This is a genomic window from Granulicatella sp. HMSC30F09 (assembly GCF_001806915.1).
Lineage (GTDB): Bacteria > Bacillota > Bacilli > Lactobacillales > Aerococcaceae > Granulicatella > Granulicatella adiacens.
In genome coordinates this window covers 40,576-67,082 of the sequence record NZ_KV786410.1, presented here as the reverse complement: position 1 = coordinate 67,082, position 26,507 = coordinate 40,576, and the positions used below count along the sequence as shown (strand labels likewise).

Sequence of the window (26,507 nt, the reverse complement as noted above, 5' to 3'; positions counted from 1 at the left end):
CACAATATACCTTATAAGGTATATTGTGTTTTTTTATTTATAAAAAGTAATTGATAGATGATGCTTATATCCTGCGAAGTTGGGTTCAAGCCTGAGCGTTCGCCCTCATATCCTGTGTAGTTGAGCTCGCAATCGCAGAAATGGCGTGCGTTTCCTGAAACGTCCGCAGAACGTTTCACGTTCCTTCTCTTTTGTTTCAAATCCTTCGCACTGTGAAGGATTTTCCAACGTTCCATTTCTGAACGCGATTGCTCACATCCTGTGAAGTTGAGTTCGGAAAAGCAGAGGCTCAAGCCTTTCGTGGTTAGTCCGCACGACTTGTACTAAGTCGCTTGCGGCTAACCTGCGAACCGTCATCGCCTCTAAACGCTTTTCCTCACATCCTGTTATTTCATTTGATTTGAAAAAACGTCTAATTGTGCAGCGATCGTTTGGAACTCTTCGTAGTCGTCCATAAAGAGTTCGTTTTGCATTTCGCCACTCACCATTTCACGAGGGAAGTAGAGGCGTTCATCTCCACGAACCTTTCCAGAAATGGCTTCTACAATCGAGCTGACTTGAGAAAGCTCGACCATATTTCCGTTGCGTTCTACGAGTTCAATTTGTGTTCTTGGCTTAATTGAATCTGGACGATAGAAATCATATGGTAAATCGAAACTGTTGTTAATTGCAGTGTAATATTCAGGGTCAAACCCAACGGCTTCCACGATTTGTTTCATTCGATCAATTTTTGCGCCATCATTGATGCGGTTAAATGGCACTGATTTGAAAGGACGACGATTAATGAAACGGTCGGATAAGTCACTTAAAATCGCATCTTCTTCTAAGAGCCAGTGAGAGAAGTATGTGTTTAATACGCCGTCATCAAGACGTAAGTAATCTTCCAAGGTCCAAGTTCCTTCGAAGAAAGGCTTTAAGAATGTTGCAGAGTGTTTTAAAGGATTTGATTCTGAGTTGTAGCAAGCCGAAGCGCGTTTTAATAGGTGATTTAGCACGACTTCCATCCCACGTGAAACGGGGTGGAAATACACTTGCATGTACATTTGATAACGACTCACGATGTAATCTTCCACCGCGTGCATTCCTGAATACGTAAATGCAATGCCGCCTTTATACGGACGAATTACACGGAGGATACGCGTAAGGTCAAAGGTTCCGTAATTTACCCCTGTGAAATAAGCATCACGAAGCAAGTAGTCCATACGGTCTGCATCGATTTGGCTTGAAATCAATTGCACCACTTGAGGATTTGGATGTGTTTTTTGAATCACGCTGGCCACTTCTTGTGGGAAAGTAGAAGAGACTTTACGTAAAATCTGGTTCACTTCGGTTCCTTCAGACAAGATGATATCAATAGTGATTTGTTCATGGTTTGTGTCGAAAATTTTCTCAAAGGTATGAGAGTATGAGCCATGTCCTACATCATGCAGTAAAGCTGCGCATAGCACTACGAGGCGATTACGATCGTCCCAAAGGCCATCTCCTTCTTCTTGAGTAGCGTAATTTCTGGCGAAATTATCGCAAATGCGTCGAGCGATTTCATACACTCCAAGAGAATGCGAGAATCTAGAATGTTCTGCAGTATGGAAAGTGTACATAGAGGCACCCGTTTGTTTAATTCTGCGGAGTCGTTGTAATTCACGGCTGTTAATCAATTCCAGAATAATTGGATGTTGCACATGGATGTAATCGTGAACGGGGTCACGAAATACTTTTTCACGTTTGAATGCTTCTGTCATTCGTTTTACTCCTTCTTTCGTTTAGATTGTGAAATGTTATCATAAGCACTTCCAGTGTATGCTATTTTCGGCGGAAATGCAAGAGGGTTTTGTTGAAAAAAGCCTTTATAACGCTATTTTTGAAGGGTCATTGTCTTTGAATAAATCGCTCAAGTGCTTTCTGGAATTCTGGAGTGAGAGTGAAGTCGATTTTTGTCTCTTCAAGAGAGCAACCCATCTGTGTTAATGCTTGTAAGACGCGAATTTGTACTTCTTCAATCGTGAGGGAGAGTCCTAAAGCATCTCCAATATTCCACATGCTATCGGCGTTTACCGTTGGAAAATGCCATTTGGTTTCTTGACCTTGGATCGCATGGTCATAAAAATCACGAACAACTTGACCGCGATAGTGTTGGTCTCCAAACACACTCAAGTAAATGGACACACAAACCACATCTTTTAACCTGCGTTGTGCAATCCCAGCAATTTTTCTTCCTTGAATGCTTAAATCATAATCGCCAGGGCAATAGGAATCACTGACTTCAAATGCATTGATTCCACCTAACGCGGTAGCTTCAGGGAAGCTTTGCTGAATTAATTGCTGCATCCACTCGTACGCTTGATTGATTGTAGGCATTTGTTCGTTTTTGAAAAGAAGGCTAATATTTAAGATCCCTTCGTTACTAACGACAGCAAGGCCTCCTGCTTGGCGGACAATGGGAGTAAATCCATGCGTGCGAAGTCGATCTAAGCCTTCCTCTAGAAATGGGACTTTTGTATCGGTCATTCCAAGAATAATAATATCTTCTAGTGTCCAAAAATGAACGAAAGGTCCCGTTTGCTCTTTCGTTAAATGGCGAATAATGGTTTCATCTAGAGCAAAAGGAGTCAAGATTTGTTCTAGTGAAGTGGTTTTTTCGATTTGAGTAGCGACCAGTTGAACGGTCTGGTGTTGAATTGGTGATGATGTCATAGGTTTCTCCTTTAGAGTTCTTCGTGTTTTATTATAACAAAAGTTCAGAATGGGGTCGTCCGATATGCCGTTTTTAAGCCGTTTCTTAGGAAATTATTAAGTAAAATTCAAGAATCTTAAAAATGACTAGCATAAATAGGTTTTTTTTTATAGGATAAAATTGAAAAAAGAACGAAAAGAGGGAATGCCCATGAAAATTTTAGTAGTAGATGATGATCGCGAAATCGTTGAACTATTAACCATTTATTTAAAAAATGAAAGCTATGAAATCGTAAAAGCGTACGATGGAAAACAAGCTCTCGAAAAATTAAAAATGTATCCAGATATCGATATGATTATTTTGGATATTATGATGCCGCGTCTAGACGGAATCTCAGTGGTTCATGAAGTGCGTAAAGAAAATGCACAATTACCAATTCTTTTATTAAGTGCAAAGTCTACAGACATCGATAAGATTCAAGGATTAACCAATGGGGCGGATGATTATGTGACGAAACCATTTAACCCACTAGAAGTGATTGCCCGTGTGAAATCATTACTTCGCCGTTCGACCATTACACAAGAAGGTCCAGCAAACGAAGAAATTACCATCGGACCATTAACAATCAAAAAAGAATCTCATCAAGTGACTACTTCTGATGGAAAAGAAATTCAATTAACGGTATTAGAATTTGGAATTTTATTCTTATTAGCGAGTCATCCAAACCGAGTATTTAGCGCTGATGAAATTTTTGAGACAGTATGGCAACAAGAAAGTATTGTTTCTACAAAAACAGTAATGGTGCACGTAAGTCACTTGCGCGATAAAATTGCTGAAGCCACTGGAGGAGAAAAAGTCATCGAAACAGTATGGGGAGTAGGCTATAAAATTGAAGACAAATAAACAAAAGATTCTTCAAATTGGAAAAGCAAAAAACGAACCGACCATTCTTACACTGACGCGTAAAGAAATCAGTGAACTCGTTTTAGAGGGGATTGTCACTCTCTGTGTGGTATTCCTACTCTATCTAGGTATCTTAGTGATGATTAGTCAGTTAGTGAATGAGCCGGGAATCATTTCGATTCAGTTCTCAGCACGAGATGTGTTACAAATTGGCACAGATCAAATGCTGCTCTATAAAAATATCTTCACGATTACTTCCATTATTTTTGCAATTGCATTTACCTATTGGAGATTAATGCGAAGATATCAACAAATGCAATTGAATCATATTTTAGATGAACTGCATTTGATTGCGGAAGGACGATACGATAGACGAATTCCATTCCAGTTAAGTGGGGATATGGGACAAGTTGTGAATAGTATTAATCGTCTTGTAGATTCGACGGTGAACGCTCTAGAAGAAGAACGTGCTATCGAAAAGTCAAAAGATGAATTGATTACAAACGTCTCACATGATATCCGGACACCACTAACGTCCATCCTTGGATACTTAGGCTTGATTGTGAATCAGCCGAAGATTGATACGGAGGATGCAAAACGTTATGCAGAAATCGCATATTCAAAAGCCGAGCAAATGAAATTGCTTGTGGATGATTTGTTTGAATACACGACGAGTAGACCGAATGGGGCTCCATTGCGTCTGAACGATATTCCGATTGTGAATTTTCTTGAACAAATTGCAGCGGACTTTGAATTAGAAGCCCAAAAACGTCATATGGCAATCGAAGTGTCTTCAGAAAACCGTGACGTGGTGCTGGAATTAGATGCTGAGAAAATGGTACGTGTGATTAACAATCTGTTATCGAATGCCATTAAATACGGTCATGAAAATTCAACCATCCTAATGGAAGTGTTGAAGAAAGAGGGCGTCATTACCATCGCGGTTAGAAATGAAGGCGACCCGATTTCAAAAGAAGTATTGGATCAACTCTTTACAAGGTTCTATCGTGCAGAAGGCTCTCGTTCAAAAGAGACGGGTGGCACAGGTTTAGGGTTAGCGATTGCGGAAAACATTGTGCATTCCCATGGAGGAATCATGTTTGCCGAGTCGGAAAACGGACAAACGAGTTTCTATGTCTGTCTACCCACTGAAAACCAAGGATCTTTAAAAGAAATGACAAATCACAAATAAATACCGAGAAGGACGGCTACGTGCTTTCCTTTTCGGTTATTTTTATTCGCAAAAAAGCGAGAGAGTTGATACTATGACAAGAGACATTATGAGGGAGGAATCAAGATGAAACTAGCAACATGGAATGTGAATGGCATTCGTTCTGTTTTAAATAAAGGAGCGCTGCAAGAATATGTGTTAGAGAGCAATCCAGATATTTTATGCCTACAAGAGACAAAAGCGCAACAAGACCAAGTAGAGTTGGGAATGGAATTTAGTGAATATGAGGTATTCTTCAATTCAGCAGTGAAAAAAGGATACTCGGGAACAGCCATTTTCACGAAAGAAAAACCTTTATCTGTAGAATATGGAATTGGAATAGAAGAGCATGACCAAGAAGGGCGTGTGATTACAGCGGAATACGAGAAGTTCTATTTAGTAACGGTGTATACTCCAAACGCGAAACGTGACTTATCTCGCCTCGAATATCGCCAAGTGTGGGAGGATGACTTCCTTGCTTTTATCAAAAAACTAGAAGAAACAAAGCCGGTAATTTTCTGCGGGGACTTAAATGTGGCGCATAAAGAAATCGACTTGGCGAATCCGAAAACAAATACAATGAACGCAGGATTTACAAAAGAAGAACGTGCAAAATTCGATCAAGTCGTCAATAATGACTTGGTAGATGCGTTCCGTTACTTATATCCAGATACGCTAGGAGCCTACAGTTGGTGGAGTTACATGGGAGGAGCCCGTGCTCGAAATGTCGGATGGAGAATTGACTATTTTGTGATTTCACAACCATTAACAGCCTTCCTTCAAGAAGTAAAAATCCGAAGCGATGTTACCGGAAGCGATCATTGTCCAGTAGAAATGAAAATTGAACTGTAGAACATTTGTTCGTGTTGCAAAAATTTGATACAATGGATGTATCAATTATAAAGAGGTATTCAAATGGCAAAAGACCATATTGTCGTGCATGGAGCACGATCTCATAATTTAAAAAACATTGATGTGAGCATTCCTCGTGATCAATTTGTTGTGATTACAGGATTATCTGGTTCAGGGAAGAGTTCGTTAGCCTTCGACACTTTATACGCTGAAGGACAACGCCGTTATGTGGAAAGTCTATCTGCATATGCGCGTCAATTTTTAGGGCAAATGGACAAACCCGATGTAGATAGTATCGATGGCTTAAGTCCGGCGATTGCTATCGACCAAAAAACCACATCTAGAAACCCACGTTCAACAGTGGGGACGGTCACAGAAATTAATGATTATTTACGTTTATTATATGCACGTGTTGGGAAACCAATCTGTCCAAATGATGGAACACCGATTGAAAGCCAATCTCTCGAACAGATGGTCAATCGTGTGATGGAAATGCCCGAAAAAACAAAGATTCAAGTGCTTGCTCCTGTTGTGGTCCAAAAGAAAGGGGAGCATAAAAAAGTCTTTGAAAAAATTCAAAAAGATGGATATGTACGTGTGCGCGTCGATGGCGAGATGCATGAAGTCACCGATGAACTGAATTTAGAGAAGAACAAAAAGCATAATATTGAAATCGTTGTGGACCGTATCGTAGTGAGTGATAAGAGTCGTTCACGCCTATTCGATTCGATTGAAGCAGCCCTTCGTTTAGCGGAAGGGTATGCCATTGTCGATGTGATTGGTGGGGAAGAACATCTCTTTAGCGAACACCATTCATGTCCGATTTGTGGATTTACAGTAGGCGAATTAGAGCCGCGTCTTTTCTCCTTTAATGCGCCATTTGGAGCTTGTCCGGAATGTGATGGCCTTGGATCAAAACTCGAAGTGGACTTGGAATTAATTGTTCCCGATAAGAGTTTGACATTAGAAGAAGGGGCGCTTGTTCCGTGGAATCCTATTAGCTCCAACTATTATCCATCGATGCTCAGCCAATTTTGTGAGCAATTTAAGATTCCGATGAATATTCCGTTTGAAAAATTGACACAGTCACAAGTGAATATGGTTCTGTATGGTTCCGGAGATGCTACTTTCCAATTCCATCATGAAAATGAATTTGGTGGAGTTCGAGATGTGGAAATCCCATTTGAAGGCGTGGCAGTGAATGTGGAACGCCGCTATCGTGAAACCAATAGTGATTTTACAAGAGAACAAATGCGCCAATATATGACAGAATCCGCTTGTAAGACTTGTCATGGCTTCCGTTTAAACGAACAAGCCTTATCTGTCAAAGTAGGTGGAAAAAATATTAGCGAAGTCCTCTCTCTGTCTGTGGATGATGAGATTGACTTCTTCAAAGACTTAAACTTATCTGAAACGGATGAGCAAATCGCAGCTCCAATCTTAAAAGAAGTAAGTTCTCGTCTGAAATTCTTACGCAATGTTGGTTTGCAATACTTAACCTTAAGTCGTGCCGCAGGAACTTTATCGGGGGGAGAAGCGCAACGAATTCGTTTAGCGACTCAAATCGGTTCAAACCTTTCAGGAGTGCTTTATATTTTAGATGAACCTTCGATTGGGCTTCACCAAAGAGACAATGATCGCTTAATTGAGTCTTTGAAGAGCATGCGCGACCTTGGAAATACCTTGATTGTCGTAGAACATGACGAAGATACCATGCGTGCTGCGGACTACTTGATTGATATCGGTCCTGGTGCGGGTGAATTCGGTGGCGAGATTATCGCTGCAGGAACTCCTAAAGAAGTAGAAAAGAATCCGAAATCACTCACCGGTCAATATTTAGCCGGTAAAAAATACATTCCAGTCCCAAGCGAACGCCGCAGGGAAGATAAGGGCTGGATCCACTTAAAAGGCGCTGCGGAAAACAACTTGCGCGACATCGATGTGGATGTGCCACTCGGTCGTTTTGTCGCCGTAACAGGAGTATCGGGTTCTGGTAAGAGCTCGCTTGTCAACAGCGTATTGAAGAAAGCCTTAGCACGTGAGATTACGCGTACGAAGGAAAAACCAGGGAAGTTCAAGAGCATCTCTGGATTTGAGAGCCTCGATAAGATTATCGATATCGACCAAAGCCCAATCGGAAGAACCCCACGAAGCAATCCTGCGACGTATACGGGTGTATTCGATGATATTCGTGATTTATTTGCGACCACAAACGAAGCAAAAATCCGCGGATATAAGAAAGGTCGCTTCAGTTTCAATGTGAAGGGTGGACGATGTGAGTCATGCAAAGGGGACGGCATTCTAAAAATCGAGATGCACTTCCTACCAGACGTATATGTGCCGTGTGAAGTCTGCCACGGAACGCGTTATAACTCTGAAACTCTCGAAGTGAAATACAAAGGAAAGAGTATTGCGGATGTTCTTCAATTGACCGTTGATGAAGCGGTGGAATTCTTCCAAGCCGTTCCAAAAATCAAACGTAAATTACAAACGATTAAAGATGTAGGGTTAGGCTATGTCACCCTTGGACAATCAGCCACAACGCTCTCTGGGGGAGAAGCGCAACGAATGAAGTTAGCTAGTGAACTCCAACGTGTCTCAACCGGCAATACCTTCTACGTGCTTGATGAACCAACGACAGGACTACATACAGACGATATCGCACGTCTACTTGAAGTGTTGAATCGTTTAGTTGAAGCAGGGAATACTGTACTTGTCATCGAACATAACTTAGATGTGATTAAGACCGCTGACTATATCATTGATATGGGACCAGAAGGCGGTAGCGGTGGTGGACTTGTTATTGCGACAGGAACGCCAGAAGAAGTGGCGAAAGATAAAAACAGTCACACAGGTCGTTATTTAAAACGCGCTTTAGAAGCAGGCGACTCTCATAAAAAGAAGTAGAAAATTGCTTAGAAGAGATAGTTTGAAGAAGTTAGTTATGCTATACTCAACATAGATAATTTCTCAGGGGGAAACTTGAATGAACATGAAAGAATTAGTCGGCAAGAAAGCCGCAGAATATGTAGAAAGTGGAATGACGGTTGGTTTAGGAACTGGTTCGACAGCCTACTATTTTGTGGAAGAAATCGGTCGACGAGTAAAAGAAGAAGGACTTGAAATCGTGGGAGTAACGACTTCCCTAGCAACGAAGAAACAAGCAGAAGCACTTGGAATTCCATTGAAGAGCGTGGATGAAGTGGATTATATCGACGTCACAATCGATGGCGCAGACGAAATCGCTCCTGATTTTTCAGGAATCAAAGGGGGCGGCGGTGCGTTATTATTCGAAAAAATCGTTGCTGAGCAATCAAAAAGTGTTATCTGGATTGTAGACGAATCAAAAATGGTTGACTACTTAGGTCGTTTCCCATTACCAGTGGAAGTGGTACCTTATGGGTCAGAACAATTATTCAAACGTTTTGAAGCGCTAGGATACAAACCAACTTTCCGCGAACGTGACGGAGAACGCTACTTAACCGATAGCAAAAACTACATTATCGACTTGGATGTGTATCCAATTAAAGACCCAATCGCTTTCGGAGAAAAAATTAAAGGCATGACAGGTGTGGTAGAGCAAGGCCTCTTCACAAACATGACCGATATCGTGCTTGTTGGAACTCCTGATGGGGTTGTCGTAAAACAATTCTAAAAAATAACCCGCTTAGAGTCAGCGACGATGCGTGATTCTAAGCGGTTTTTTTATAGTAAACCGTGTCGAATTGCACACGGTTAATTTTATAATGATGAGGCATTTTTTCAATTTGTGTAAGAAAATCAAGGCGGATTGTGCTATACTAGTAAAGATTTAGTACTGAAAGGATCTGATGAAATGTCATCATTCATGGAAAAAAGAAAAGGGCTGCTTTGTACATTTGCTATTGCGGTTGTCTCAGTGATGCTCGATAAGCTATTCCCAGTTATAGGGAGTGCGGTATTTGCCATTATTTTAGGGATGGTCTTAAACCAATTTTGGAAAATCCCAAGTGATTTTAGACCGGGAATTAACTATTCAGCGAAAAAATTATTACATTATTCGATTATTGCGCTTGGATTTACAATGTCGTTTGCGCAAGTGAGCCAAACAGGTGCGTCATCGTTCCCAGTGACGATTGTGACGATTTCGATTGCATTTTTAACAGCGCTATTTGTAGGGAACTTCTTTAAATTATCTCGTCCATTGAAGATTCTTGTTGGATTCGGGACTGCCATTTGCGGGGGCTCCGCGATTGCTGCAGCTTCACCAATCATTAAGGCGGAAGACGATGAAGTAGCGTTGTCGATTTCAACCATCTTCCTTTTCAATGTAATGGCGGTATTCTTATTCCCATTCTTAGGACATATGATGGGCATGGACGCGTCGCAGTTCGGGCTTTGGGCAGGAACAGCGATTAACGATACATCCAGCGTGGTCGCAGCCGGCGCAAGTTACAGTGCAGAAGCCCTAGAAATCGCGACAATCGTAAAACTGACTCGTGCATTGATGATTGTTCCAGCGTGTATTGTGTTATCTTTAGTGGAAGCTCGTCGTATGAAACAAGAAGGACAAACTGTACAATGGAAGAAAATCGTGCCAATGTTTATCATTTGGTTCATGGTCGCTTCGATTATTACAAGTGTGGGTTTATTCCCAAATTTCCTTGTACCGTATGCAAAATTAGCGTCTAAATGGTTGATGGCGATGGCATTAGCAGGTATCGGAATGCAAGTTTCTTTCAAACAATTCAAAGAAGCAGGGGCAAAACCAATCTTAACTGGGTTAGCAACTTGGTTTATGGTGGCTGTTTCTAGCTTAATCATGCAGTACTTCGTTTTATAGAAAGGACATCTCATGAAAAGATTATTAGGACTCGGGTTCTGGATTAGCGCCTTGTACTTTGTTTTATATACGAAACTCCCAGCGCTACAAGCCTTCGTGAACACACCAGTAGGACCTTATGTGCATGTCGCGATGGTCTTGTTACTGATCGTGGGGATTTTCTTCTACGTACTGCGCATTATCCATTTCTTATTTTTCCCTTAAACATAGAAAATAGCTTAGGCAATCGCCTAAGCTATTTTTGTGTTTAACGTTGTGCAAGATGTTTCCAATCAATCCCGCGGGCATCACACCAGTTTTGGATGCTTGGTGCGACTACGATAGGGGCTTGTTGGAGACTAGAAATACTTCCGACACCGACAAGCGTTAAAATCGTTGTCAGTTGTTCTTTCCATGTTTGGACCGTATGAATTGTGTCTGGAAGGGAGTCGTCTTTCCGTACTAGATGCAACATTTCACCAGACAATCCGACCAGGCTGGCCCCCAGAGCGAAGCATTTAGCCATGTCGAGTGGCGTCTTCACACCACCAGAAGCGATGATTGGTGTGTGGCTTCCTTGGGCTTCCATGAGCGACGTCAAAGTAGTTTGGCCCCAGTCTTCTAGGAAATCGAGTTTATCTTCCTTGCGACGGCCGTTTTCGATTTTTGCGAAATTCGTACCGCCAGTACCACTAATATCGATGGCAGCGACGCCAATACTTTCCAGTTGTGCGATGGCTTCGTGGCTAAATCCAAATCCGACTTCTTTGACAATGACGGGAACGGCACTCGCTTTGACGATTTCCTCGATATTTTTAAGCCAATTGCTAAAGACGCGGTCACCTTCTGGCATGACAAGTTCTTGTGCACGGTTGACGTGAATTTGAATCGCGTTGGCTTCGATGAGTTCGACAGCTCGTTTAGCAGCCTCAGCGTCATAATGTGCACCGAGGTTCGCAAAGAGGATGCCGTTTGGATTTTCCAGGCGAATCACCTTGAAGCTTTCCGCACTTTCAGGAAATTTCATCGCGATACTCATCGAACCAGTCGCCATTGCCATGCCTGTTTCACGCGCCAAGATGGCTAAGCGTTGGTTTAACGCAGTCGTGAGCGGACTTCCACCCGTGATGGCATTGATGAAGAATGGAACGTCGAAGGTGAGCCCGGCAAGCTCTGTCTGCAGCGACACATCAGCCACATCAACGGTCGTGAAGGGATGATGCACGAAGCGCGTTTCCACGAATTCGGGAGCGCTCGTTGCACGATATTGCTGGTTCGCATGACCTACGTGTTCGTCCTTTCGATTCATTTGTTGTTGAAATAAATCCATCATTAATCTCCTTTACCAGGCTTCAGCGATGGTCAGCGGAAGCACTTGAATTTGAGCCTTTGCCCATTGGGTTTCAATTTGTTGTCGTTGAGTTTCGTTTTGTGTAAAGCAAATACCGCAGTCGCCACCGCCAGCGCCAGATGTTTTCGCGCAGGCACCGACTTGTTCTGCGAGGTCGCAAAGCATTTGAAGGGCTGGGGTTTCAATCTCCAGCTGCATTACTTTTGCAAATTGATTTAAGAGCGCACGGTTAGCGCGGATTCCTTCTTGTAAGGCTGGGATATCTTGTTTGTTCCAAGCTATTTGTAGGACTTGAACGACGACGTGACTCTTTTTGAGAAATTCTTTGTAAAAGTCACTATCGGTTGCGACTTTGCGTTTCTTCTCGGTTGCTTGAATGAGTGAATCGGTGATCGCGACTTGGCCTGTCCATCCGACTAAAAGGGTGAAGTCTGAGATTTCTGGAAGACGTTCAATCGTAAGGTCTTTCCAGTCGGTGTCACAAATTTCTTTCATCGATTTAGTTTGTAATTGCTCGAGTAATTCGCTTCGGTCTGGGCTTGTGTAATATACCAGTCCTCCAAAAGAAGAGGCGGCGATATCTCCAAAGGATCCACGTTGGGATAGTCGGAGATTTGTTAACACACACAGCTTATAGACGAGTAGAGGTGTGCGCGGAGTCTCGTAAAAATCAAGAACGGCTTGAATCGTTGCGACCACAACGGCTCCGCTGGAACCGAGTCCGTATTTAATGCCACGTTTAGCGTCATCGAGTTCACTTGTAATCGAAAGCGAGTAGAGGGCGTTTGTTGGCGTGCCAGTTTCTCGAACATATTGCTCTGCGACCAAAATCGCTTCTTCAACCAAGCCGTAGGGATGGTCTGCCTTTGCGCAGAAATGTTCTCCTTCGCGAGTCCATTCCACAATCACGTCTGGATTTTGAGTAGAGGTTAAAGTTCCTACACTAGTAGATTCGTCTATTGTGACGGTCAAGTAGCGCGACACTGCCGCAACAATAGCGCCATGACCAGGTTCGACAACCGCATATTCTCCGGCAATAAAGAGTTTACCGGGAGCTTTTGAAGTAATCGTCACGCGATCACTTCCCTTCGAAAGCTGCACGAGAAGCGTTCCATTCGTCTTCCGTTAGCGTGCGAATGCCTTCTCCTGGAAGCGTAGGGATGAGTTTTTCACTCGGGAATTCTTTGCTAAGCTCTTCCATAATCGCAGGAATATCACTTGCCTTGCAGATGACTTTGACGTTTGGTCCCGCATCCATCGTGAAGTAGGCCGGAATGCCTCGTTCTTCTCGAATCTTGCGAATTGTTTGTTGGGCGATAATACTCTCCGGTTCAAAATAACAGAATGGAGGGTTACTTGCTAGCATCGTAGCGTGCATTTTCATGCCATTAAATTCCGCAATAGAGCCGATACGATGAATGTCGCGGTCCTTGATAGCCTGCTTGATGTCGGCTAAATCGGTTACCGCAGAAGTAACCCAGCCTTCGTAAAATGGAGAAGTCGAAACGGTCAATTCCATGCCGGCACGACTTGAAATCTTCTTCTCGGCCGCGCTCACGACGATAATAATCATCCCAATGTCAAAGTTGGCATCGTCCACGGGAATCGCCATACTGTTTTCGTTGGAGTCTCCCTTATTCCATTCGACAAATCCGCCAAAGAGACTACGAGTGGCGCTACCGCTCCCACGACGCGCATAAGTCGATAATTGTTGGGCAGGCATATGAAGACCAGTACCCTCGTTCATCGCACCTGCCAGTGCCGCAAAGGCGGAAGCAGAGCTCGCAAGACCTGCTGCAGTTGGGACAAAGTTTAGGCTCTCGACACGAGCACGACGCGAGTCTCCCGTTTCAGCGCGGAATAAATCTAAGAAGCGCGTGATTTTAGCGGTTGCTGCTTCGTCTTGTTTGGCGCCATTAAGATAGAACTCGTCTTCAGCTAACGCATCTGAAAGTTCGACTTTTGTATCGGTATAAAAGGCTTCAAGGGTTAAAGAAAGGCTGCTATTCATCGGAATGAAGAGCTCCTTATTTTCTTTTCCCCAATATTTAATGAGCGCGATATTCGTATGCGCACGCGTAATTCCAATCGATGTGGTCATTAGCTCTTCTCCTTTTTGGCGAGCGACTGAATCCAGACCGCTTGCGCTCCTTTTTTCATGAATTGTTCTTGTAAATGAAGGGCGTCGTTCTCTGTAGCTACAAGGGCAATCATACAACCGCCTAGGCCACCACCTGTGACTTTTGCCCCGAGTGCATGATTTTCGTGAGCGGTACTGACGAGGGCTTCAATGATATCATGCGAAACCCCTAATTTTTTAAGGCGGTCGTGATTAGAATTCATTAGCTGACCGAGTTTTAGAGGATCCTTGGTTTCGATGGCGGTCTTTGTATCTTGCACGATAGCGCCAATTGATTGAACCGCGTCTGAACCAGTTTCGTTAGTGGTAGGGTCGATGATGCGTTCTTGCAGGGTGCTTACATGATGGACCGCTTGCTTCGTATTCCCGGTCACACCTGAATCTGCGATGACGAGATACGCTGGCATATCTAGTTCAAGTGTTTGAAGTTCTTGTTCCTTTTGGAAAAAGACCGGACGAGTGCCGCTTGTTGTAGCTGTATCGACACCGCTTGGATTGCCATGCGAAATGGTTTCAGCTCCCTGTACGATGTCCCATAAAGTGGCATCGGATAAAGGCGTATTAAAAAAATCAAAAATGGCACGCACGACCGCCACACTTACTGCAGCACTGGATCCCATGCCTCTTTCCGCTGGAATCGTTGACTCGATGGAGAGAACGAAAGCATGACTCGTGACTTCTTTTGAAGAGGCAAGTAAAAATGCTTTTTGAATCGCAAACTGCAATCCTACCATCGAAGTGGGCATGCTTTGAAGGTCCCCTGAGTATAGTTCGCATTCGATCGTTTGGCCTTTGGGTGCAGTGACGATATCGGCTTTCACAAACACCGCATTAATGGGTAGTGCAATAGCTGGTTTATGATAGACGACGGCATGTTCACCGGCTAAAATGATTTTTCCATTGGCGAGGCCTGTTCCCTTTTGTAGTTTCATACGACATCCCTTTCTTCGTTTTCAATTCACATTCTACTAGATTCGTTCCCCTTCGTAAACAAGCATGCTGATTTCATGGGAAAAACTTAAGATTATAAAGAAACGAATCATAGAAACAGTGTGCTACTTATGGTACAATTCAAGAATAGTAAACCTGTAACTGAAGGAGACGAATCCGTTGAGAGAAAACGAGACGTATTATCAGATTCAAAGAAGTGAATGGAGCCAATATAAAGGCATGCATCCATTCACGATGACAAGCGCGGAACTTGCGCACTTAACGTCATTAAATGACCGCATTTCCCTACAGGACGTGCAAGAAGTGTATGTGCCGATGCTGGATTATTTTGATGTATATTTTAAAAAACATATTGAATTACATACTGAGGAGCAACAATTCCTGAATCAACAGAAGAAGACGGTGCCGTTTATTATCGGAGTCTCAGGAAGTGTGGCTGTCGGGAAGAGTACAACGGCTCGTTTAATGCAAACGATGCTACAACAACGCTACCCAAGTAAACGTGTGGCGCTAATGACAACGGATGGATTCTTGCTTCCAACAAAAGAGTTAATTCAACGTGGCATCTTGGACCGTAAAGGATTCCCGGAAAGTTACGACATGGAAGCTCTCGTTCATTTCTTACTCGAAGTGAAGACCGGAAATCCAAGCGTGGATGCGCCGGTGTATTCGCATGAGATTTACGATATTGTTCCAGGGGAAGTGCAGACGATTGAGTCGCCCGATATCTTGATTGTAGAGGGGATTAATGTGTTGCAACTGCCACCCAATCGTGAAATTTACGTGAGTGATTTCTTCGACTGGTCGATTTTCGTAGATGCCGATGCAACGCTGATTGAGCAATGGTACTTGGAGCGTTTTGAACTCTTGATGGACCGTGCGAAAACACAGCCGGATAACTATTACTATCAATATGCGATTGGGAATCGTGCGGACGCGATTGCGATGGCGAAAGATGTGTGGAAGAAGACTAACCTGAAGAACCTTAAGGAATACATCTTACCAACGAAAACCCGCGCCGACTTCATCCTCCATAAAACAGTGGGACATCATATTGATTTTGTGCAGATTAAAAAATATTAGGATACGAGACCGAACGCTCAGAAATGGAACGTTGGACCGGAACAACGCAAGGGACTCGGAACGAGTCGTGCGGATGTTTCGGGAAACGCACGCCATTTCTGTGAGGTCGAGTTCAACTTCATAAAAAATGCTTATACATCGATTACTTAAAATCCTTGCGGATTTTTTTATAATCACTGTAATGGGGCACCGGATTGAGCCTAGGTCTCAATCTCTACCAAGCTTCAAACTGACTCTACGGGTTTTACCCTAGAGTCAGTAATTCACATTGGTTGCTATCCCCCATTACTGCGATTATAAAATCCGCTTGATTTTTCGTAATCGATTTTTTTATAGAAAGAGTCTATGTGTGCCCTGTTTTTGTAGGTGAAGCGGTAAGGGATTCTTAGTAAGAGTACGGGGAATCGTAAGAAGGAATACATCTATGTTCATTGCAAAAAAATAAAATGTAAAAACCTCTTGACATTTTTAGGTAGGAGAGTATAATTTTAAATGTAAAGAGCTCTTGACATTATTACGAAAATTTGGAGGAACAAAGCCATGAAAAAGATGGATGAAATGGACAGAGATATTCAGTTGCGTTCTGAGGCGTGGGGCTATAAAACAGCGCTTTTGGGTTTATGTGCATGGACAGGATTTAATATCTATCAAGCACTTGTTAGTGGTGGCAAACTTGAAATGCTACCTTGCTTGATTTTGCTCTTATCTGTAAGTGTGCAAGGATTTGCTCAAACCGCAATGAAACGCAATATGATTGCTGGTGATGAAGAGTATAAAGAACCAAATAAACTTGTTCAAGGAGTCATTCTAGCAGTTGTCGCTGTTATCGTGGTATTGGCTGTTGGCGTGTATTTTTTCCAGAAAGCGTGATGGCATATGAAAAATAATATAAAACAGCTAAGAAAAGCAGCAGGATTGCGACAAGAGGATATGGCAAAAACATTGGGTGTAAGCAGACAGACCATTATTGCCATTGAGAATGATAAATATAATCCTACCCTTGAACTTGCAATGAAGATTGCAAGGTTACTCCAGCTCAATGTTGAAGAGATTTTTGTGTTAGAGGACTAAAAAGACATAACTGAATACTCAATAAATGAAGAGAGATTCCTATTCGTGGGGGAATCTCTTTTTTTGTAAAATCCTATAGAACACTGTTTAAAACGCGGAATAGTAGTGGTAAAATGTAGGTGAAAAATTGTAGCTTGTAGTATGGTTTCTTGAACAATGAGGTGAGAACATGTACTTAAAAAGTGATCAAAAAAAACATCAAAAAATACCGACTTATGGAGCAGCGCCTTACCTATTCATAACTATGCTTGTGCTGAATTTGACTGGTTTGCTGCTGAGTCAGTCAGTGCTCCAGAGTAGACTATTAAAGGGTGGCTTTAAAGATTTGTTTTATCTGATTGGCTTCCTCTTAATGGTCGTTGCAGCGAGGCTCAGCGGGGTGAAGTCGTTTATTAGCACAAGTATCCAAACTAGCGAACTCAAGACAACAGGAATTTACGCGCGCACTCGCAATCCAATTTACTTTTCGTGGTGGCTCAGCGGCATCGGGATTACCCTAACCCTGCATAATATGTGGTTGCTGATTCTGATTCCGATTCAGTGGGTGTTATTAACCGTCGTAATTCGTATTACCGATGAAAAATGGCTCTACGAACTGCACGGAGAAGCCTATAAGGACTATTGTGCGAGAGTGAATCGATGGATTCCGATTAAGAAAATTAAGTAACCAAACTAAACATATTTGTAGAAACTAGCCAGTAGCATGTCTATTGGCTAGTTTTTTGTACTTTAATTAAATATGAAAAATATGGGTAAATTTCTAGGAAATACAGTATACTGTAAACAATATTTTGTGAGTGATAGAAAAGTAGATTGGATTGAGGCAGGGAGAATAATTATGGTTGAAATAAAAGTTGACTTATCAGGGGAAGGCAAAATTTCTACAGGATTATCAATCATTTAAGAAATGTCTCAAACGTTGTGAAAGATAATCGCACAACTGTAGTAGGAAATAATGAGGCCAGTCGAGTGATTGATCAATAAAAAATGGTATCTGAAAAGATTGCTCAGGTTATTGCGGATATGTCAAAAAATCTCAATAGCGTAACAAAAGAATTCAAAGCTGTAGATGATAAAATTGGAAATGAATTTATAAAGACGGAGTTTACGTTAAATGGATGAAATGCGTCAAAGAAAAGAAAATTTATCATCAGAAATGAAACAGATTAAAATAGAAGCGAAAGAAAACGCTGTTCGAAAAGATGAGTTTTTGGAATTTTCAAAACAATCTCAGTTATTTTTAGAAGAGATGACGGTATATTTGAAAAAGTCTAGAGATAGCAAACGAGTGGAAAACTTGATGGAGGAGCAAAAGCAGCTTAACCAAATAGTTAAAAAGCAATTAACAGACATTGAAAATGAACTAGAATTCAAACGGAAAAAGCTTTTACTAGAAAAAGAAGAATTCGATCGATTACATCATAAAAAGGAGGATTTGAATGAGCATTGATATGTATCTTGGAGATTCTGATAGGCAAAATCAGAGTGTTAGTTCAGTTGTCAAATCAAGAGATAACCATTATAACGACTTAAAAAGGACCTTGGCACAGTTCCATATGTCTTCTCCTTTTTTGTCAGGTGTTACTTACGACTCTGCTAAAAATTATTCCCAAAAAATTTTAATACCACTGATTAAAGCAGGTATGTTATTGGATGAAGCTGTTAAAGAAAGCTGTGAAGCATTTACTAAAAAATATCGAGAAGAAGTAGACACGGTTGATCTACGAGAATCAGAGCTTTTGGATAAAATTAATCGCGTTGAAATTTTTGCGAATCAAGCAAGAAATCTGATGTCATTAGAGTTTAGAAATGAGCATCCTAATGCTACTTATTTAAGGAATTTACAACATATCGAAGACAATCATCTAGAGACCAAACGATTGCTTGAGGAAAAACTAGCGAAATTAAGAGCTTTTAATAGCAACTCAAGGGCAGTGTTTGCTAAAGTAGATGAACTTTATCAATTGGTTCAAAAGGGAATTAATGAAGCAACTCATTCATGGAGTGAAGTTGGTCGTAGTTATCTATTAAATGAAAAAGCTATAGAAACTTGGATGGAATCAATCAATCAACATTGGATAAACTCTTCATATTATATTATGGCTCAAATGGCTGAAATAGTAAAAAAGGGCTGAAGATGTCTGAGGACGAGTTTGAAAGATTAAAAAGATATTTGGAAGGCCATCCTAAAGTCGCATTTTATAATGAAGGTATCAATTTGATAAAACTATATCCAATAGTGAAGTGGGGTAATGATAAAGGTATTAATCTTGCGTTGAATACAACAGAAGAAGTAATCAAGAATTTATTAAACCAACTACATATTACAATTCCTCGAGGGTTGAAGTATTTTAATTTCTCTATGAATAGCCAAACCTTTAAGAATATTGGATTTTCTTTTGACGCTAGTAAATATATTTCAGATGTTGAAAAGTATATGTTGAAAAACTTAGGGAAGGGATTTGTTCGAGAAGTAGAGATTTCTCTGGCAGATGTAGCAAAAGGATTAGGGTATTACGTAGGAGACAATGTAGGAAGGGCTTTTACGTTTAGAATCTCGGGACTCAAATCTGTATTTTTAGGAATTGATATGTATTTAAACTCTCTAGAGGAGAAAATAGGCACAGCGATAGTTCATACGTTAACTACAGCAAAATTAACCAATATAGGAGTTAATTTAATTAAGGGTGGACTTTCAACTTTATTTAGTAATCCATTGATAATGCAAGTTTTATCACCTCTTCAAAGTGTGATATCATCTCATCCAATTGGTTGGGCAATATTGTCCAGCTTTGCGGTAACGTATTTGATAGAAGAAGGATATAAAAATAATTTTGTGTATATGAGAGATATTATTGATTATGTAGGGCAAAGTATAACTAATAGTATAGAATATTTACAATATAGTTTTGGATGGTGAATAAATGAATAAATTAACTTTTAAAAATTCGATGTCTACATGCCATAAAATAGTAACGGACTCGAAAGGGAAAAAATATCTTATGGATACGAGTACCATCAGACCGAATGTGTATGGCTTTGGGATTATTCCAACTCAAGTGAGTGTAGACATGGTGGAGTTTGGCTATCATGATCAAAACTTTGAATTTAAAGCTAAACCATCACCAAAGTACGTGGGGGCAGTAGCGGCGACACAACCGCTTACTACGATAACGTTTAAGATGTTTGAGAATATTTTTTTAAAGTATAATATTCATCAGCAAGCTCTTTTAAAATGGGGAATCGTAGCTTTAACAATATTTATTTCATACTTACTCGCAAAAGTTTACATCAAACAAGCTCAGAAGAAAGTTGCGGAAAGATTGCCAGAAAATGCAAAGCGATACACTGCAACATTCACGTTTAGCAAAAGAAGAGATTTTTCTTATTGGTTTGTAATAGGACTTGTGGCTATTTTTGTATTTTTATTTATGAATACAAATAATGGGAGTGAAGGAGGTTTTTTGGTGCCTCTTTCACTACTATCGTTGTTGTTTTTTATTATTTGGTTAGGCATGGTTCCTGTTGATTATAATTATACGAACAATTTTATGATGCTTAAATCTATTGAAGAAAAAATCGAGGAGGTTAAATAATGAATGATGTATTACCAATTGGCTCAATTATCTATTTAAAAGAAGGTCAGCAAAAAGTGATGATTTTAAGTAGAGGTTGCCAATTACAACAAGATAATGAACTTGTATTTTTTGGATATTCAGGAGCTGCATATCCTGTTGGATTAAATCCGGAACAAATCTTTTACTTTAATCAAGAAGACATTGATAAAGTAGTATTCAAGGGATATACAGATTTAGATGAAGAACGTTTTGTAGAATTATATAAAAAATGGTTTGAAGAAAACAAAGCGAATTTAAAAATAGGAAAAACACATTAATAGAAATAACATTGATATACGTCATGAAATATTCATTTATATATTGCTAAATATTTATGAATATGCTACTATCGACGTATAAATGTAACAAAAATTTAATTTTAAGGAGTTCAAGATTATGGGACAAATTAGAGTATCACCAGAAACGTTACAAACACGTGCACGTGAATATAATAAAGCTTCAAACGAAGTGAACAGCATCTTATCAAACTTAACTGGTTTACAACAAACATTAGCATCAGAATGGGAAGGTCAAGCTTTCCAAGGGTTTGATCGTCAATTCAATGAACTAAAACCAAAAGTAAGAGAATTCGCTGAATTATTAGAACAAATCAATTTACAATTAGTAAGCGCTGCTCGTGCGATGGAAGAACACGACCAAGCATTATCTCAAAAATTTGGCTTAAATTAATGGATAGACCATCTATCCTTGAAGGTGGGAGAAGATCCCACCTTTTTCTATTTAAAAAACAATAAGGGAGAAGATTATGAAACATAAAAAAGTGTTCCTATTTTCAGGGGTTCTTTTAGTATTAGTATTGTTATTAGCTCTGGCTGGGATTGTAAAGCCGCAAAACACTTCTAGAACATCGTCCACTCAAGAACATTCATCTGCAAAAAATGATGTTTCGATAGCCATTGTGAATGAAGATAGTGGAACGACATACAATGGAGATCAAGTGTCAATGGCCAATGTTCTCATTGAGTCATTTGCCAAAACAACTCCTTATAAAGTGGAAACTGTCTCTCGCTCAACAGCAGAAAAAGGATTAGAAAACGGTAACTACCAGGTGATGGTGATAATGCCAAGTCATTTTTCTCAAGACGCACTTTCTTTAGAAGAGACCGCACCAAAACGCGCATTGTTTCAATATAAAGTTAATGCGGATAAGCAAGTGTTAGTGAAGCAGGCGGAACAAGCAGTATCTGATTTGAAGCAAGCATTTAATCAGGATATGATTCGAATCTATTTTAGTAGTGTCATTGCTAATTTAAAGACTGCTCAGAATCAGGTAATGGGAGTTGTTAAAAATCAAGGAGATACAGTGAGTCAGTTCGAAGATACCCTTTTGAATCCTTTGACACAGTATTCTCAACAATTCACAGGATTATCCAATTCTTCGAAAAATGCAACAGAAGTAATGGAGAACTTTAATACTGTCATCCAAAATACGAATACTTCTTTTACACAAATTATTTCTGTTAATAAGACTTATGATGAAGAAATCGCTAGAATTAAGCAACTTCAAGACGCTTGGACACAGTCTGTTTTAAAACGTGAAAATGAATTAGCGGTATATGATAAAGGAATTTCTAGTTTGACAGTGAATGATCCTTTAAAGATTATGCAAGACATTAATTCCAAAAATTTACCAAATTTGAATAACAGCCAAGATTTAACAAAGATTCTAGAAAATTCTAATCAGCTAAATCAACGCTTAAACGATTTTCTTACAGATATCAAAAAGAGAAATGAAGAAATTAGCACTTATTTATCAACTACTTACAAAGAAAAGATTAGACAAGCTGTAGCGGAATCGTTGTCAGATAATAGTAATCAAACGAAAAAGACATTAGGTTTAATGGTATCAGAGCTTCGTAACAATATTGACAAACAAGTCATTTCTAGTGCAAAGCAAATCTCACTTTATGATGATGCTACGATTGACCGGATGGCCCTGCCAGAAGCAGATAAGCAATTTTTGAAAAATACTGTTCATTTTGTTCAAAAAGTTAATCCTAGTGCGACCGTTCAAACCAGTCGTAAGGATGAGTTTGTAAATACGAAACAGAATGAAATCAAGAATAAACCAATCTCTGGAGCAATGACGATTAGTGACATCGCTGGAAAAGTGAAAAAAATAGTATTTACTGTGGATAGTCACTATACCCTACAAAGCCTAACAATTGATGGGCAAAATGTTTCATTTACTCAGAATGGGCCATCCGTTGAAGTGACTTCGGGATTCAATTCTTCTGCAAAACAATTAAGAGTTGCGTATGAGTTGAAACATAAAAATGAGTCGATTTCGGACGCAGGATGGTTCGCTCCAATTGCTTCGAATGTTAAAGTGATAACAGAAGAATCGATTGCTCACTTGAGTGATGCTCAAAAACAAGCATTGTTGAGCAATGTTTCTAAACTCAATGAAAGTATTAAACAATCCAATAAAGTTATTCAGGCTTTTAATACGTATCAAGAATCTGGAGCAGCAACTCCGCAAAAATTCAACTCATTAAATGCTTTAGATGAAAATAGTGTGACTGTAAATGCTAGCGAACAAGCCATTCAAAGAATCTATTCAGAGAGTGATACGAGAACAGTATTTACGGATTCTAAGCAGTTTTTAGGAGAGCTTTCTTCAGCTGTATTCAATGATGTGAAATCATACCTTGAGTTTGCTGGACAGGTGAAGGCAGTCTATGGGGTTGATTTATATTCCAATAGACAGGCAGATCCAAAACAACCAGCTTCGGATTCTTTATATGCACAGTTAGCGTTAGATAGACTGGATGAAGTGTTAGTTGATTTAGTAACGAATACTCTTACGAATGATGTAAAAGATAAATTAGTGATTCCGTCAGAATTTACAACGGAAACAAGTGCTTTATCAACAGATGTTCAGGTTTTAAAAAATAATATAGACGCCTATCAAAAATTAATGAGGGATGTCAACTCAGAATTAACAAAGGCTGTAGCACAAACTCAAAAAGTTAAAGAAACTCTTGAAAGTAAACCAATCTTTGTAGATTCTGAAAAACGAGATAACACGGATTTAACGAATGTTGGATTAGCGATTAACAAAGATTTAGCTACACTAATGCAGGCTAGTCGTTCGTTAATGGATAACACGAAGAATCATCAGCAAATTGCGACCTCTATTCGTCAAGAATATAATCGATTAAATGAAGATGTGAAATCGCTAGAGAATAAAGGGACTGAGTATAAAAATTCCGTAGCAACAATGGATGAAGTGATGGCAAAAGAGTATGAATCAAACAGTTCATTCTTAAAAGAATTTACTCAAGTAATGTCAAATACTCAGTCAGGAAATACGGCTAATACGGTAGTATATGACTATTTGTCACATCCAGTAGATGGTTCAATTGCGGATGTTCGTTCTTCTAGCAATTCTCGTCAACAAACCGATAACAGAACAGGCGTATTAATGGTGCTGATTATTGCTGTAATGACCTTAGCGTTTGTATATATGTTACAACACGGTAATTGGCAAATTCTCGAAACCAACAAGTACCTATCAAATCAGCCTACAGTTAACTTCCTACCGTTAGCGTTGTTAGCGGGTATCGGAGCACTTATCGGACTATTTGTAAGTGTTGTGGTAGGGATGAAGTTGAACCTTCCAGCAGACCAATTATTTGTACTCTGCGGTGTGTCCCTTGTTATTGGTGTAAGTATCATATTTATGCATCATGCACTGATGACATGGTTAAAAGCTTATGGCTTATTAGTAAGTTTAGCTTTTGTTGTAATCTATGTAATTTCACTAGGGCAATTGTTTGATACGTACTATGGTAGTGTTTCGCCACTCTTAACGTATCTCACACCATTTATATCTGCAGAAGAAATGCTGCATACGGTTATTAATCAACAACCTACCTCATGGATTTCAGTTCTTATTATTTCTCTTGTTGGAATTTTAGGATTTATAGGTAGTATGTTATTTTATAGAAAAAATAATCAAACAATAAAGGAGTAGACAATGAAAATAATCAGTCGAGTGCTATTGTTAACACTTGGCATGATAGTTGTCCTCACGGGCAAAGTTTGGGCAGAAACAGGGTCATTAAAAATTAATGTTGATGTACCTGTCACACCACAAGTAACAGAGAAGACATATTTTGAACAAGACGTTTTGTTAAAACAACTGTTTGATGCCTCTTTGTCTCAAATGATTTCAAAACAACAGGCAGAAGAGTCATTATCTGGAACAGAAGATAATGCTCTTCTTTTTTTATCGACAAGCCCACAAAAATTAAATCCAATAGATACTACTCAATTCTTTCTTACACAGAGCACAGCATCTCCTTCTAAAGGAGTGACATTACGGCCTCCTCAAAAAGAGTCATCGTGGTTTGTGATAGCGTTCATTGGTTTGGGATTTTTGGTTAGTGGTGTATCGGTTTATCAATTTTTGAAGAAAAGGAAAACTCATCATGCGTAATACCTATATTAATATCACATTGAATTTAGAAAAGTTTGCCTATGGGAAATATGATCTTCGAATCCCAGTAGGAATAAGTATGAAGGAATTATTAAATATTGTGAAGGATGCCTATCAGTTAGCGTTTGAGGTTAATACTCCAAGTGTCCGCATTCATGAAAAAGGAATTGTATTAACAGCTTTACAAAGAATTGAAGATGTGAACTATTTACATGACGGAATCCAACTGATGGTTGAAACATTATAGAAAGCGAGCGAACGAAATTGAAAACTCTTGAAGTAACGAAAGAAGAATTTAAAGGCAATATTGCATTGGCTTTAACATTATTAGAAGTGAGCATTCCAGAAGCAGTATCTCTACAAATTGAAGAAACAGAAAGCGCCTATCTGTTTCATGCTGAAACAGATACCGTTCAAGATTACGGTGTAGTATATCAGCTTCCTTTAGAAGAACAACTACGGTATCTAATGAATATTGGTCACTTGTATGAAGCACTAAGAACAAGTGCCTACACGTATTCGTTAACCCCTGATAATCTTGTGTTCACTCAAAATGGGATTGCCAAACTCATCTTCCGTGGGGTCAAAGGTCAAGTTCCTCCCTATGAAGAAATAACGGAAGCAACTTTCTTAAAACATTATAAATCTATGATTATTTCTGTCTTAGATACAAAAGCAAAGTATGAAGAACTCGCACAAGGAAAACTCGAATTTTATAAAGGACATAAATTTACTGAGAGTATCCTCTCTGCAGAAACCATAGAGGAGGTTGTAAGTTTACTAAATGAGCACTTGGAGTATGAAAAGCAACGCGTGGCAAAAGAAATGGTGCGTGTCCCTCGTAAGAGATTATTCACATGGAAATTAACAGGGATTCTATTTGGAGTATTATCGGTAATCTTTGCCAGTCTTTTAGGATATCACATGTTTGTGACTCAACCACAACAGCAAACGATTGCGAATGTACGCTTATCCTTCATCCAAAAAGACTATTCTAAGGTAGTATCTTCCGTTAAAAATATGGATAGTAAAAGCTTATCGCCAGAAGACAAGTATATCGTTGCGTACTCTGTAATAATGACAGAACCGTTAACGGACGCTCAAAAAACAACGCTAGGAAAAATTACGACTCAAACGAATGAAGACTATCTACGTTATTGGGTTCTTATCGGTCAGAATAAGATTGATGAAGCAATGGATATTGCGAGTTATTTAGATGACCCGCAATTATTAATGTACGGTTTAACGAAGAAAATCGATGATATCCAACGAGATCCAAGTTTAACTTCTGAAAAAAGAACGGAAGAAATTAATCGTTATAAAGGTAAGTTAGAAGAACTCAAAAAACAATATTTACCAACACAACAAAAAACGAAAGAAAACTAACACGGA

27 protein-coding genes are annotated in these 26,507 nt (G+C 39.8%); 21 read left to right on the top strand and 6 right to left on the bottom strand.

Going from position 1 to position 26,507, the window contains the following annotated elements; all coding sequences use genetic code 11:
- Positions 1 to 386: 386 nt before the first annotated feature.
- Both HMPREF3103_RS01275 and HMPREF3103_RS01270 read right to left on the bottom strand, forming a co-directional pair.
- Positions 387 to 1,739, bottom strand: coding sequence for an HD domain-containing protein (locus HMPREF3103_RS01275; protein WP_070436943.1), 1,353 nt, complete (start codon positions 1,737 to 1,739; stop codon positions 387 to 389).
- Between the two features lie 127 nt (positions 1,740 to 1,866).
- Positions 1,867 to 2,691 (bottom strand): lipoate--protein ligase family protein, encoded by an 825-nt coding sequence (locus HMPREF3103_RS01270; RefSeq protein WP_083278688.1) that lies wholly within the window; start codon positions 2,689 to 2,691, stop codon positions 1,867 to 1,869.
- A gap of 190 nt (positions 2,692 to 2,881) precedes the next feature.
- On the opposite strand from HMPREF3103_RS01270, the gene HMPREF3103_RS01265 reads away from it, so the two are divergent.
- The 6 genes from HMPREF3103_RS01265 to HMPREF3103_RS01240 all read left to right on the top strand — a co-directional run bounded on the left by HMPREF3103_RS01265 (position 2,882) and on the right by HMPREF3103_RS01240 (position 10,458).
- Positions 2,882 to 3,574, top strand: a complete 693-nt coding sequence (locus HMPREF3103_RS01265; RefSeq protein ID WP_039849301.1) for a response regulator transcription factor — start codon at positions 2,882 to 2,884, stop codon at positions 3,572 to 3,574.
- Positions 3,561 to 4,766: a sensor histidine kinase gene (locus tag HMPREF3103_RS01260; RefSeq protein WP_005608026.1), complete on the top strand. Its 1,206-nt coding sequence runs from the start codon at positions 3,561 to 3,563 to the stop codon at positions 4,764 to 4,766. Before HMPREF3103_RS01265 ends, HMPREF3103_RS01260 begins: the two co-directional genes overlap by 14 nt.
- Positions 4,767 to 4,871: 105 nt before the next feature.
- A complete protein-coding gene (locus HMPREF3103_RS01255; protein WP_005608024.1) occupies positions 4,872 to 5,636 on the top strand; it encodes an exodeoxyribonuclease III in 765 nt (254 codons plus the stop codon).
- Positions 5,637 to 5,699: 63 nt separating this feature from the next.
- A complete protein-coding gene (gene uvrA / locus HMPREF3103_RS01250) occupies positions 5,700 to 8,543 on the top strand; it encodes an excinuclease ABC subunit UvrA (protein WP_070436942.1) in 2,844 nt (947 codons plus the stop codon).
- Between the two features lie 79 nt (positions 8,544 to 8,622).
- Positions 8,623 to 9,291, top strand: a complete 669-nt coding sequence (gene rpiA / locus HMPREF3103_RS01245; protein ID WP_048783754.1) for a ribose-5-phosphate isomerase RpiA — start codon at positions 8,623 to 8,625, stop codon at positions 9,289 to 9,291.
- Positions 9,292 to 9,471: 180 nt separating this feature from the next.
- Positions 9,472 to 10,458 (top strand): YeiH family protein, encoded by a 987-nt coding sequence (locus HMPREF3103_RS01240; RefSeq protein ID WP_246826938.1) that lies wholly within the window; start codon positions 9,472 to 9,474, stop codon positions 10,456 to 10,458.
- Positions 10,459 to 10,705: 247 nt separating this feature from the next.
- Here the strand turns inward: HMPREF3103_RS01240 and fni are convergent, their stop codons facing one another.
- Genes fni through mvk form a run of 4 tightly spaced genes read right to left on the bottom strand, consistent with a single transcriptional unit; the run spans position 10,706 to position 14,860 of the window.
- Complete coding sequence (gene fni / locus HMPREF3103_RS01230) at positions 10,706 to 11,770, bottom strand: type 2 isopentenyl-diphosphate Delta-isomerase (protein WP_070436940.1); 1,065 nt, start codon at positions 11,768 to 11,770, stop codon at positions 10,706 to 10,708.
- 9 nt (positions 11,771 to 11,779) lie between these two features.
- Positions 11,780 to 12,889: a phosphomevalonate kinase gene (locus HMPREF3103_RS01225; RefSeq protein ID WP_083278687.1), complete on the bottom strand. Its 1,110-nt coding sequence runs from the start codon at positions 12,887 to 12,889 to the stop codon at positions 11,780 to 11,782.
- Positions 12,867 to 13,889 carry a diphosphomevalonate decarboxylase gene (gene mvaD / locus HMPREF3103_RS01220; protein ID WP_070436938.1) on the bottom strand — a complete coding sequence of 341 codons (1,023 nt, stop codon included), beginning with the start codon at positions 13,887 to 13,889 and terminating at the stop codon, positions 12,867 to 12,869. The genes HMPREF3103_RS01225 and mvaD overlap by 23 nt, the downstream gene beginning before the upstream one ends.
- Entirely contained in the window at positions 13,889 to 14,860 is a 972-nt protein-coding gene (mvk, locus tag HMPREF3103_RS01215) for a mevalonate kinase (protein ID WP_070436937.1), read from the bottom strand. Before mvk ends, mvaD begins: the two co-directional genes overlap by 1 nt.
- Before the next feature lie 178 nt (positions 14,861 to 15,038).
- Between mvk and coaA the strand changes: the two genes are divergently transcribed.
- The 15 genes from coaA to essB all read left to right on the top strand — a co-directional run bounded on the left by coaA (position 15,039) and on the right by essB (position 26,501).
- Positions 15,039 to 15,962, top strand: a complete 924-nt coding sequence (coaA, locus tag HMPREF3103_RS01210; RefSeq protein ID WP_070436936.1) for a type I pantothenate kinase — start codon at positions 15,039 to 15,041, stop codon at positions 15,960 to 15,962.
- A gap of 540 nt (positions 15,963 to 16,502) precedes the next feature.
- On the top strand, positions 16,503 to 16,832 hold the full coding sequence (locus HMPREF3103_RS01205; RefSeq protein WP_005607999.1) for a hypothetical protein: 330 nt from the start codon (positions 16,503 to 16,505) through the stop codon (positions 16,830 to 16,832).
- 6 nt (positions 16,833 to 16,838) lie between these two features.
- Entirely contained in the window at positions 16,839 to 17,033 is a 195-nt protein-coding gene (locus tag HMPREF3103_RS01200) for a helix-turn-helix transcriptional regulator (RefSeq protein WP_005607997.1), read from the top strand.
- Between the two features lie 286 nt (positions 17,034 to 17,319).
- The gene (locus HMPREF3103_RS01195) at positions 17,320 to 17,700 is read left to right on the top strand and encodes a methyltransferase family protein (RefSeq protein WP_168132798.1); all 381 of its coding nucleotides are present in this window, start codon (positions 17,320 to 17,322) and stop codon (positions 17,698 to 17,700) included.
- A gap of 320 nt (positions 17,701 to 18,020) precedes the next feature.
- Positions 18,021 to 18,155: a TIGR04197 family type VII secretion effector gene (locus tag HMPREF3103_RS09725; RefSeq protein ID WP_317629168.1), complete on the top strand. Its 135-nt coding sequence runs from the start codon at positions 18,021 to 18,023 to the stop codon at positions 18,153 to 18,155.
- Entirely contained in the window at positions 18,148 to 18,483 is a 336-nt protein-coding gene (locus HMPREF3103_RS01190) for a hypothetical protein (RefSeq protein ID WP_070436934.1), read from the top strand. Before HMPREF3103_RS09725 ends, HMPREF3103_RS01190 begins: the two co-directional genes overlap by 8 nt.
- Entirely contained in the window at positions 18,473 to 19,168 is a 696-nt protein-coding gene (locus tag HMPREF3103_RS01185) for a hypothetical protein (protein ID WP_070436933.1), read from the top strand. The genes HMPREF3103_RS01190 and HMPREF3103_RS01185 overlap by 11 nt, the downstream gene beginning before the upstream one ends.
- Positions 19,169 to 19,170: 2 nt before the next feature.
- Positions 19,171 to 19,953, top strand: a complete 783-nt coding sequence (locus tag HMPREF3103_RS01180) for a hypothetical protein (RefSeq protein ID WP_070436932.1) — start codon at positions 19,171 to 19,173, stop codon at positions 19,951 to 19,953.
- Positions 19,954 to 19,957: 4 nt separating this feature from the next.
- Entirely contained in the window at positions 19,958 to 20,629 is a 672-nt protein-coding gene (locus tag HMPREF3103_RS01175) for a DUF443 domain-containing protein (RefSeq protein WP_070436931.1), read from the top strand.
- Complete coding sequence (locus HMPREF3103_RS01170; RefSeq protein ID WP_070436930.1) at positions 20,629 to 20,928, top strand: DUF4176 domain-containing protein; 300 nt, start codon at positions 20,629 to 20,631, stop codon at positions 20,926 to 20,928. The genes HMPREF3103_RS01175 and HMPREF3103_RS01170 overlap by 1 nt, the downstream gene beginning before the upstream one ends.
- A gap of 115 nt (positions 20,929 to 21,043) precedes the next feature.
- Complete coding sequence (locus tag HMPREF3103_RS01165) at positions 21,044 to 21,340, top strand: WXG100 family type VII secretion target (RefSeq protein ID WP_039849004.1); 297 nt, start codon at positions 21,044 to 21,046, stop codon at positions 21,338 to 21,340.
- Between the two features lie 76 nt (positions 21,341 to 21,416).
- Positions 21,417 to 24,650, top strand: coding sequence for a type VII secretion protein EsaA (esaA, locus tag HMPREF3103_RS01160; RefSeq protein WP_070436929.1), 3,234 nt, complete (start codon positions 21,417 to 21,419; stop codon positions 24,648 to 24,650).
- A gap of 3 nt (positions 24,651 to 24,653) precedes the next feature.
- The gene (locus HMPREF3103_RS01155; RefSeq protein ID WP_070436928.1) at positions 24,654 to 25,115 is read left to right on the top strand and encodes a hypothetical protein; all 462 of its coding nucleotides are present in this window, start codon (positions 24,654 to 24,656) and stop codon (positions 25,113 to 25,115) included.
- Positions 25,108 to 25,362 (top strand): hypothetical protein, encoded by a 255-nt coding sequence (locus HMPREF3103_RS01150; RefSeq protein WP_070436927.1) that lies wholly within the window; start codon positions 25,108 to 25,110, stop codon positions 25,360 to 25,362. Before HMPREF3103_RS01155 ends, HMPREF3103_RS01150 begins: the two co-directional genes overlap by 8 nt.
- Positions 25,363 to 25,379: 17 nt before the next feature.
- Positions 25,380 to 26,501 carry a type VII secretion protein EssB gene (gene essB / locus HMPREF3103_RS01145; protein WP_083278686.1) on the top strand — a complete coding sequence of 374 codons (1,122 nt, stop codon included), beginning with the start codon at positions 25,380 to 25,382 and terminating at the stop codon, positions 26,499 to 26,501.
- The last annotated feature ends 6 nt before the right edge of the window (positions 26,502 to 26,507 follow it).

Excerpts from the sequence above, each read along its gene's own strand:
- HMPREF3103_RS01270 (WP_083278688.1), bottom strand. The coding sequence starts at position 2,691 with ATGACATCATCACCAATTCAACACCAGACCGTTCAACTGGTCGCTACT.
- HMPREF3103_RS01180 (WP_070436932.1), top strand. The coding sequence starts at position 19,171 with ATGTCTGAGGACGAGTTTGAAAGATTAAAAAGATATTTGGAAGGCCAT.
- HMPREF3103_RS01205 (WP_005607999.1), top strand. The coding sequence starts at position 16,503 with ATGAAAAAGATGGATGAAATGGACAGAGATATTCAGTTGCGTTCTGAG.
- HMPREF3103_RS01200 (WP_005607997.1), top strand. The coding sequence starts at position 16,839 with ATGAAAAATAATATAAAACAGCTAAGAAAAGCAGCAGGATTGCGACAA.
- HMPREF3103_RS01240 (WP_246826938.1), top strand. The coding sequence starts at position 9,472 with ATGTCATCATTCATGGAAAAAAGAAAAGGGCTGCTTTGTACATTTGCT.
- HMPREF3103_RS01185 (WP_070436933.1), top strand. The coding sequence starts at position 18,473 with ATGAGCATTGATATGTATCTTGGAGATTCTGATAGGCAAAATCAGAGT.
- HMPREF3103_RS01255 (WP_005608024.1), top strand. The coding sequence starts at position 4,872 with ATGAAACTAGCAACATGGAATGTGAATGGCATTCGTTCTGTTTTAAAT.
- HMPREF3103_RS01175 (WP_070436931.1), top strand. The coding sequence starts at position 19,958 with ATGAATAAATTAACTTTTAAAAATTCGATGTCTACATGCCATAAAATA.
- uvrA (WP_070436942.1), top strand. The coding sequence starts at position 5,700 with ATGGCAAAAGACCATATTGTCGTGCATGGAGCACGATCTCATAATTTA.
- HMPREF3103_RS09725 (WP_317629168.1), top strand. The coding sequence starts at position 18,021 with ATGGTATCTGAAAAGATTGCTCAGGTTATTGCGGATATGTCAAAAAAT.
- HMPREF3103_RS01265 (WP_039849301.1), top strand. The coding sequence starts at position 2,882 with ATGAAAATTTTAGTAGTAGATGATGATCGCGAAATCGTTGAACTATTA.
- HMPREF3103_RS01190 (WP_070436934.1), top strand. The coding sequence starts at position 18,148 with ATGGATGAAATGCGTCAAAGAAAAGAAAATTTATCATCAGAAATGAAA.
- mvk (WP_070436937.1), bottom strand. The coding sequence starts at position 14,860 with ATGAAACTACAAAAGGGAACAGGCCTCGCCAATGGAAAAATCATTTTA.
- mvaD (WP_070436938.1), bottom strand. The coding sequence starts at position 13,889 with ATGACCACATCGATTGGAATTACGCGTGCGCATACGAATATCGCGCTC.
- HMPREF3103_RS01170 (WP_070436930.1), top strand. The coding sequence starts at position 20,629 with ATGAATGATGTATTACCAATTGGCTCAATTATCTATTTAAAAGAAGGT.
- fni (WP_070436940.1), bottom strand. The coding sequence starts at position 11,770 with ATGATGGATTTATTTCAACAACAAATGAATCGAAAGGACGAACACGTA.
- esaA (WP_070436929.1), top strand. The coding sequence starts at position 21,417 with ATGAAACATAAAAAAGTGTTCCTATTTTCAGGGGTTCTTTTAGTATTA.
- HMPREF3103_RS01275 (WP_070436943.1), bottom strand. The coding sequence starts at position 1,739 with ATGACAGAAGCATTCAAACGTGAAAAAGTATTTCGTGACCCCGTTCAC.
- rpiA (WP_048783754.1), top strand. The coding sequence starts at position 8,623 with ATGAACATGAAAGAATTAGTCGGCAAGAAAGCCGCAGAATATGTAGAA.
- HMPREF3103_RS01150 (WP_070436927.1), top strand. The coding sequence starts at position 25,108 with ATGCGTAATACCTATATTAATATCACATTGAATTTAGAAAAGTTTGCC.
- HMPREF3103_RS01155 (WP_070436928.1), top strand. The coding sequence starts at position 24,654 with ATGAAAATAATCAGTCGAGTGCTATTGTTAACACTTGGCATGATAGTT.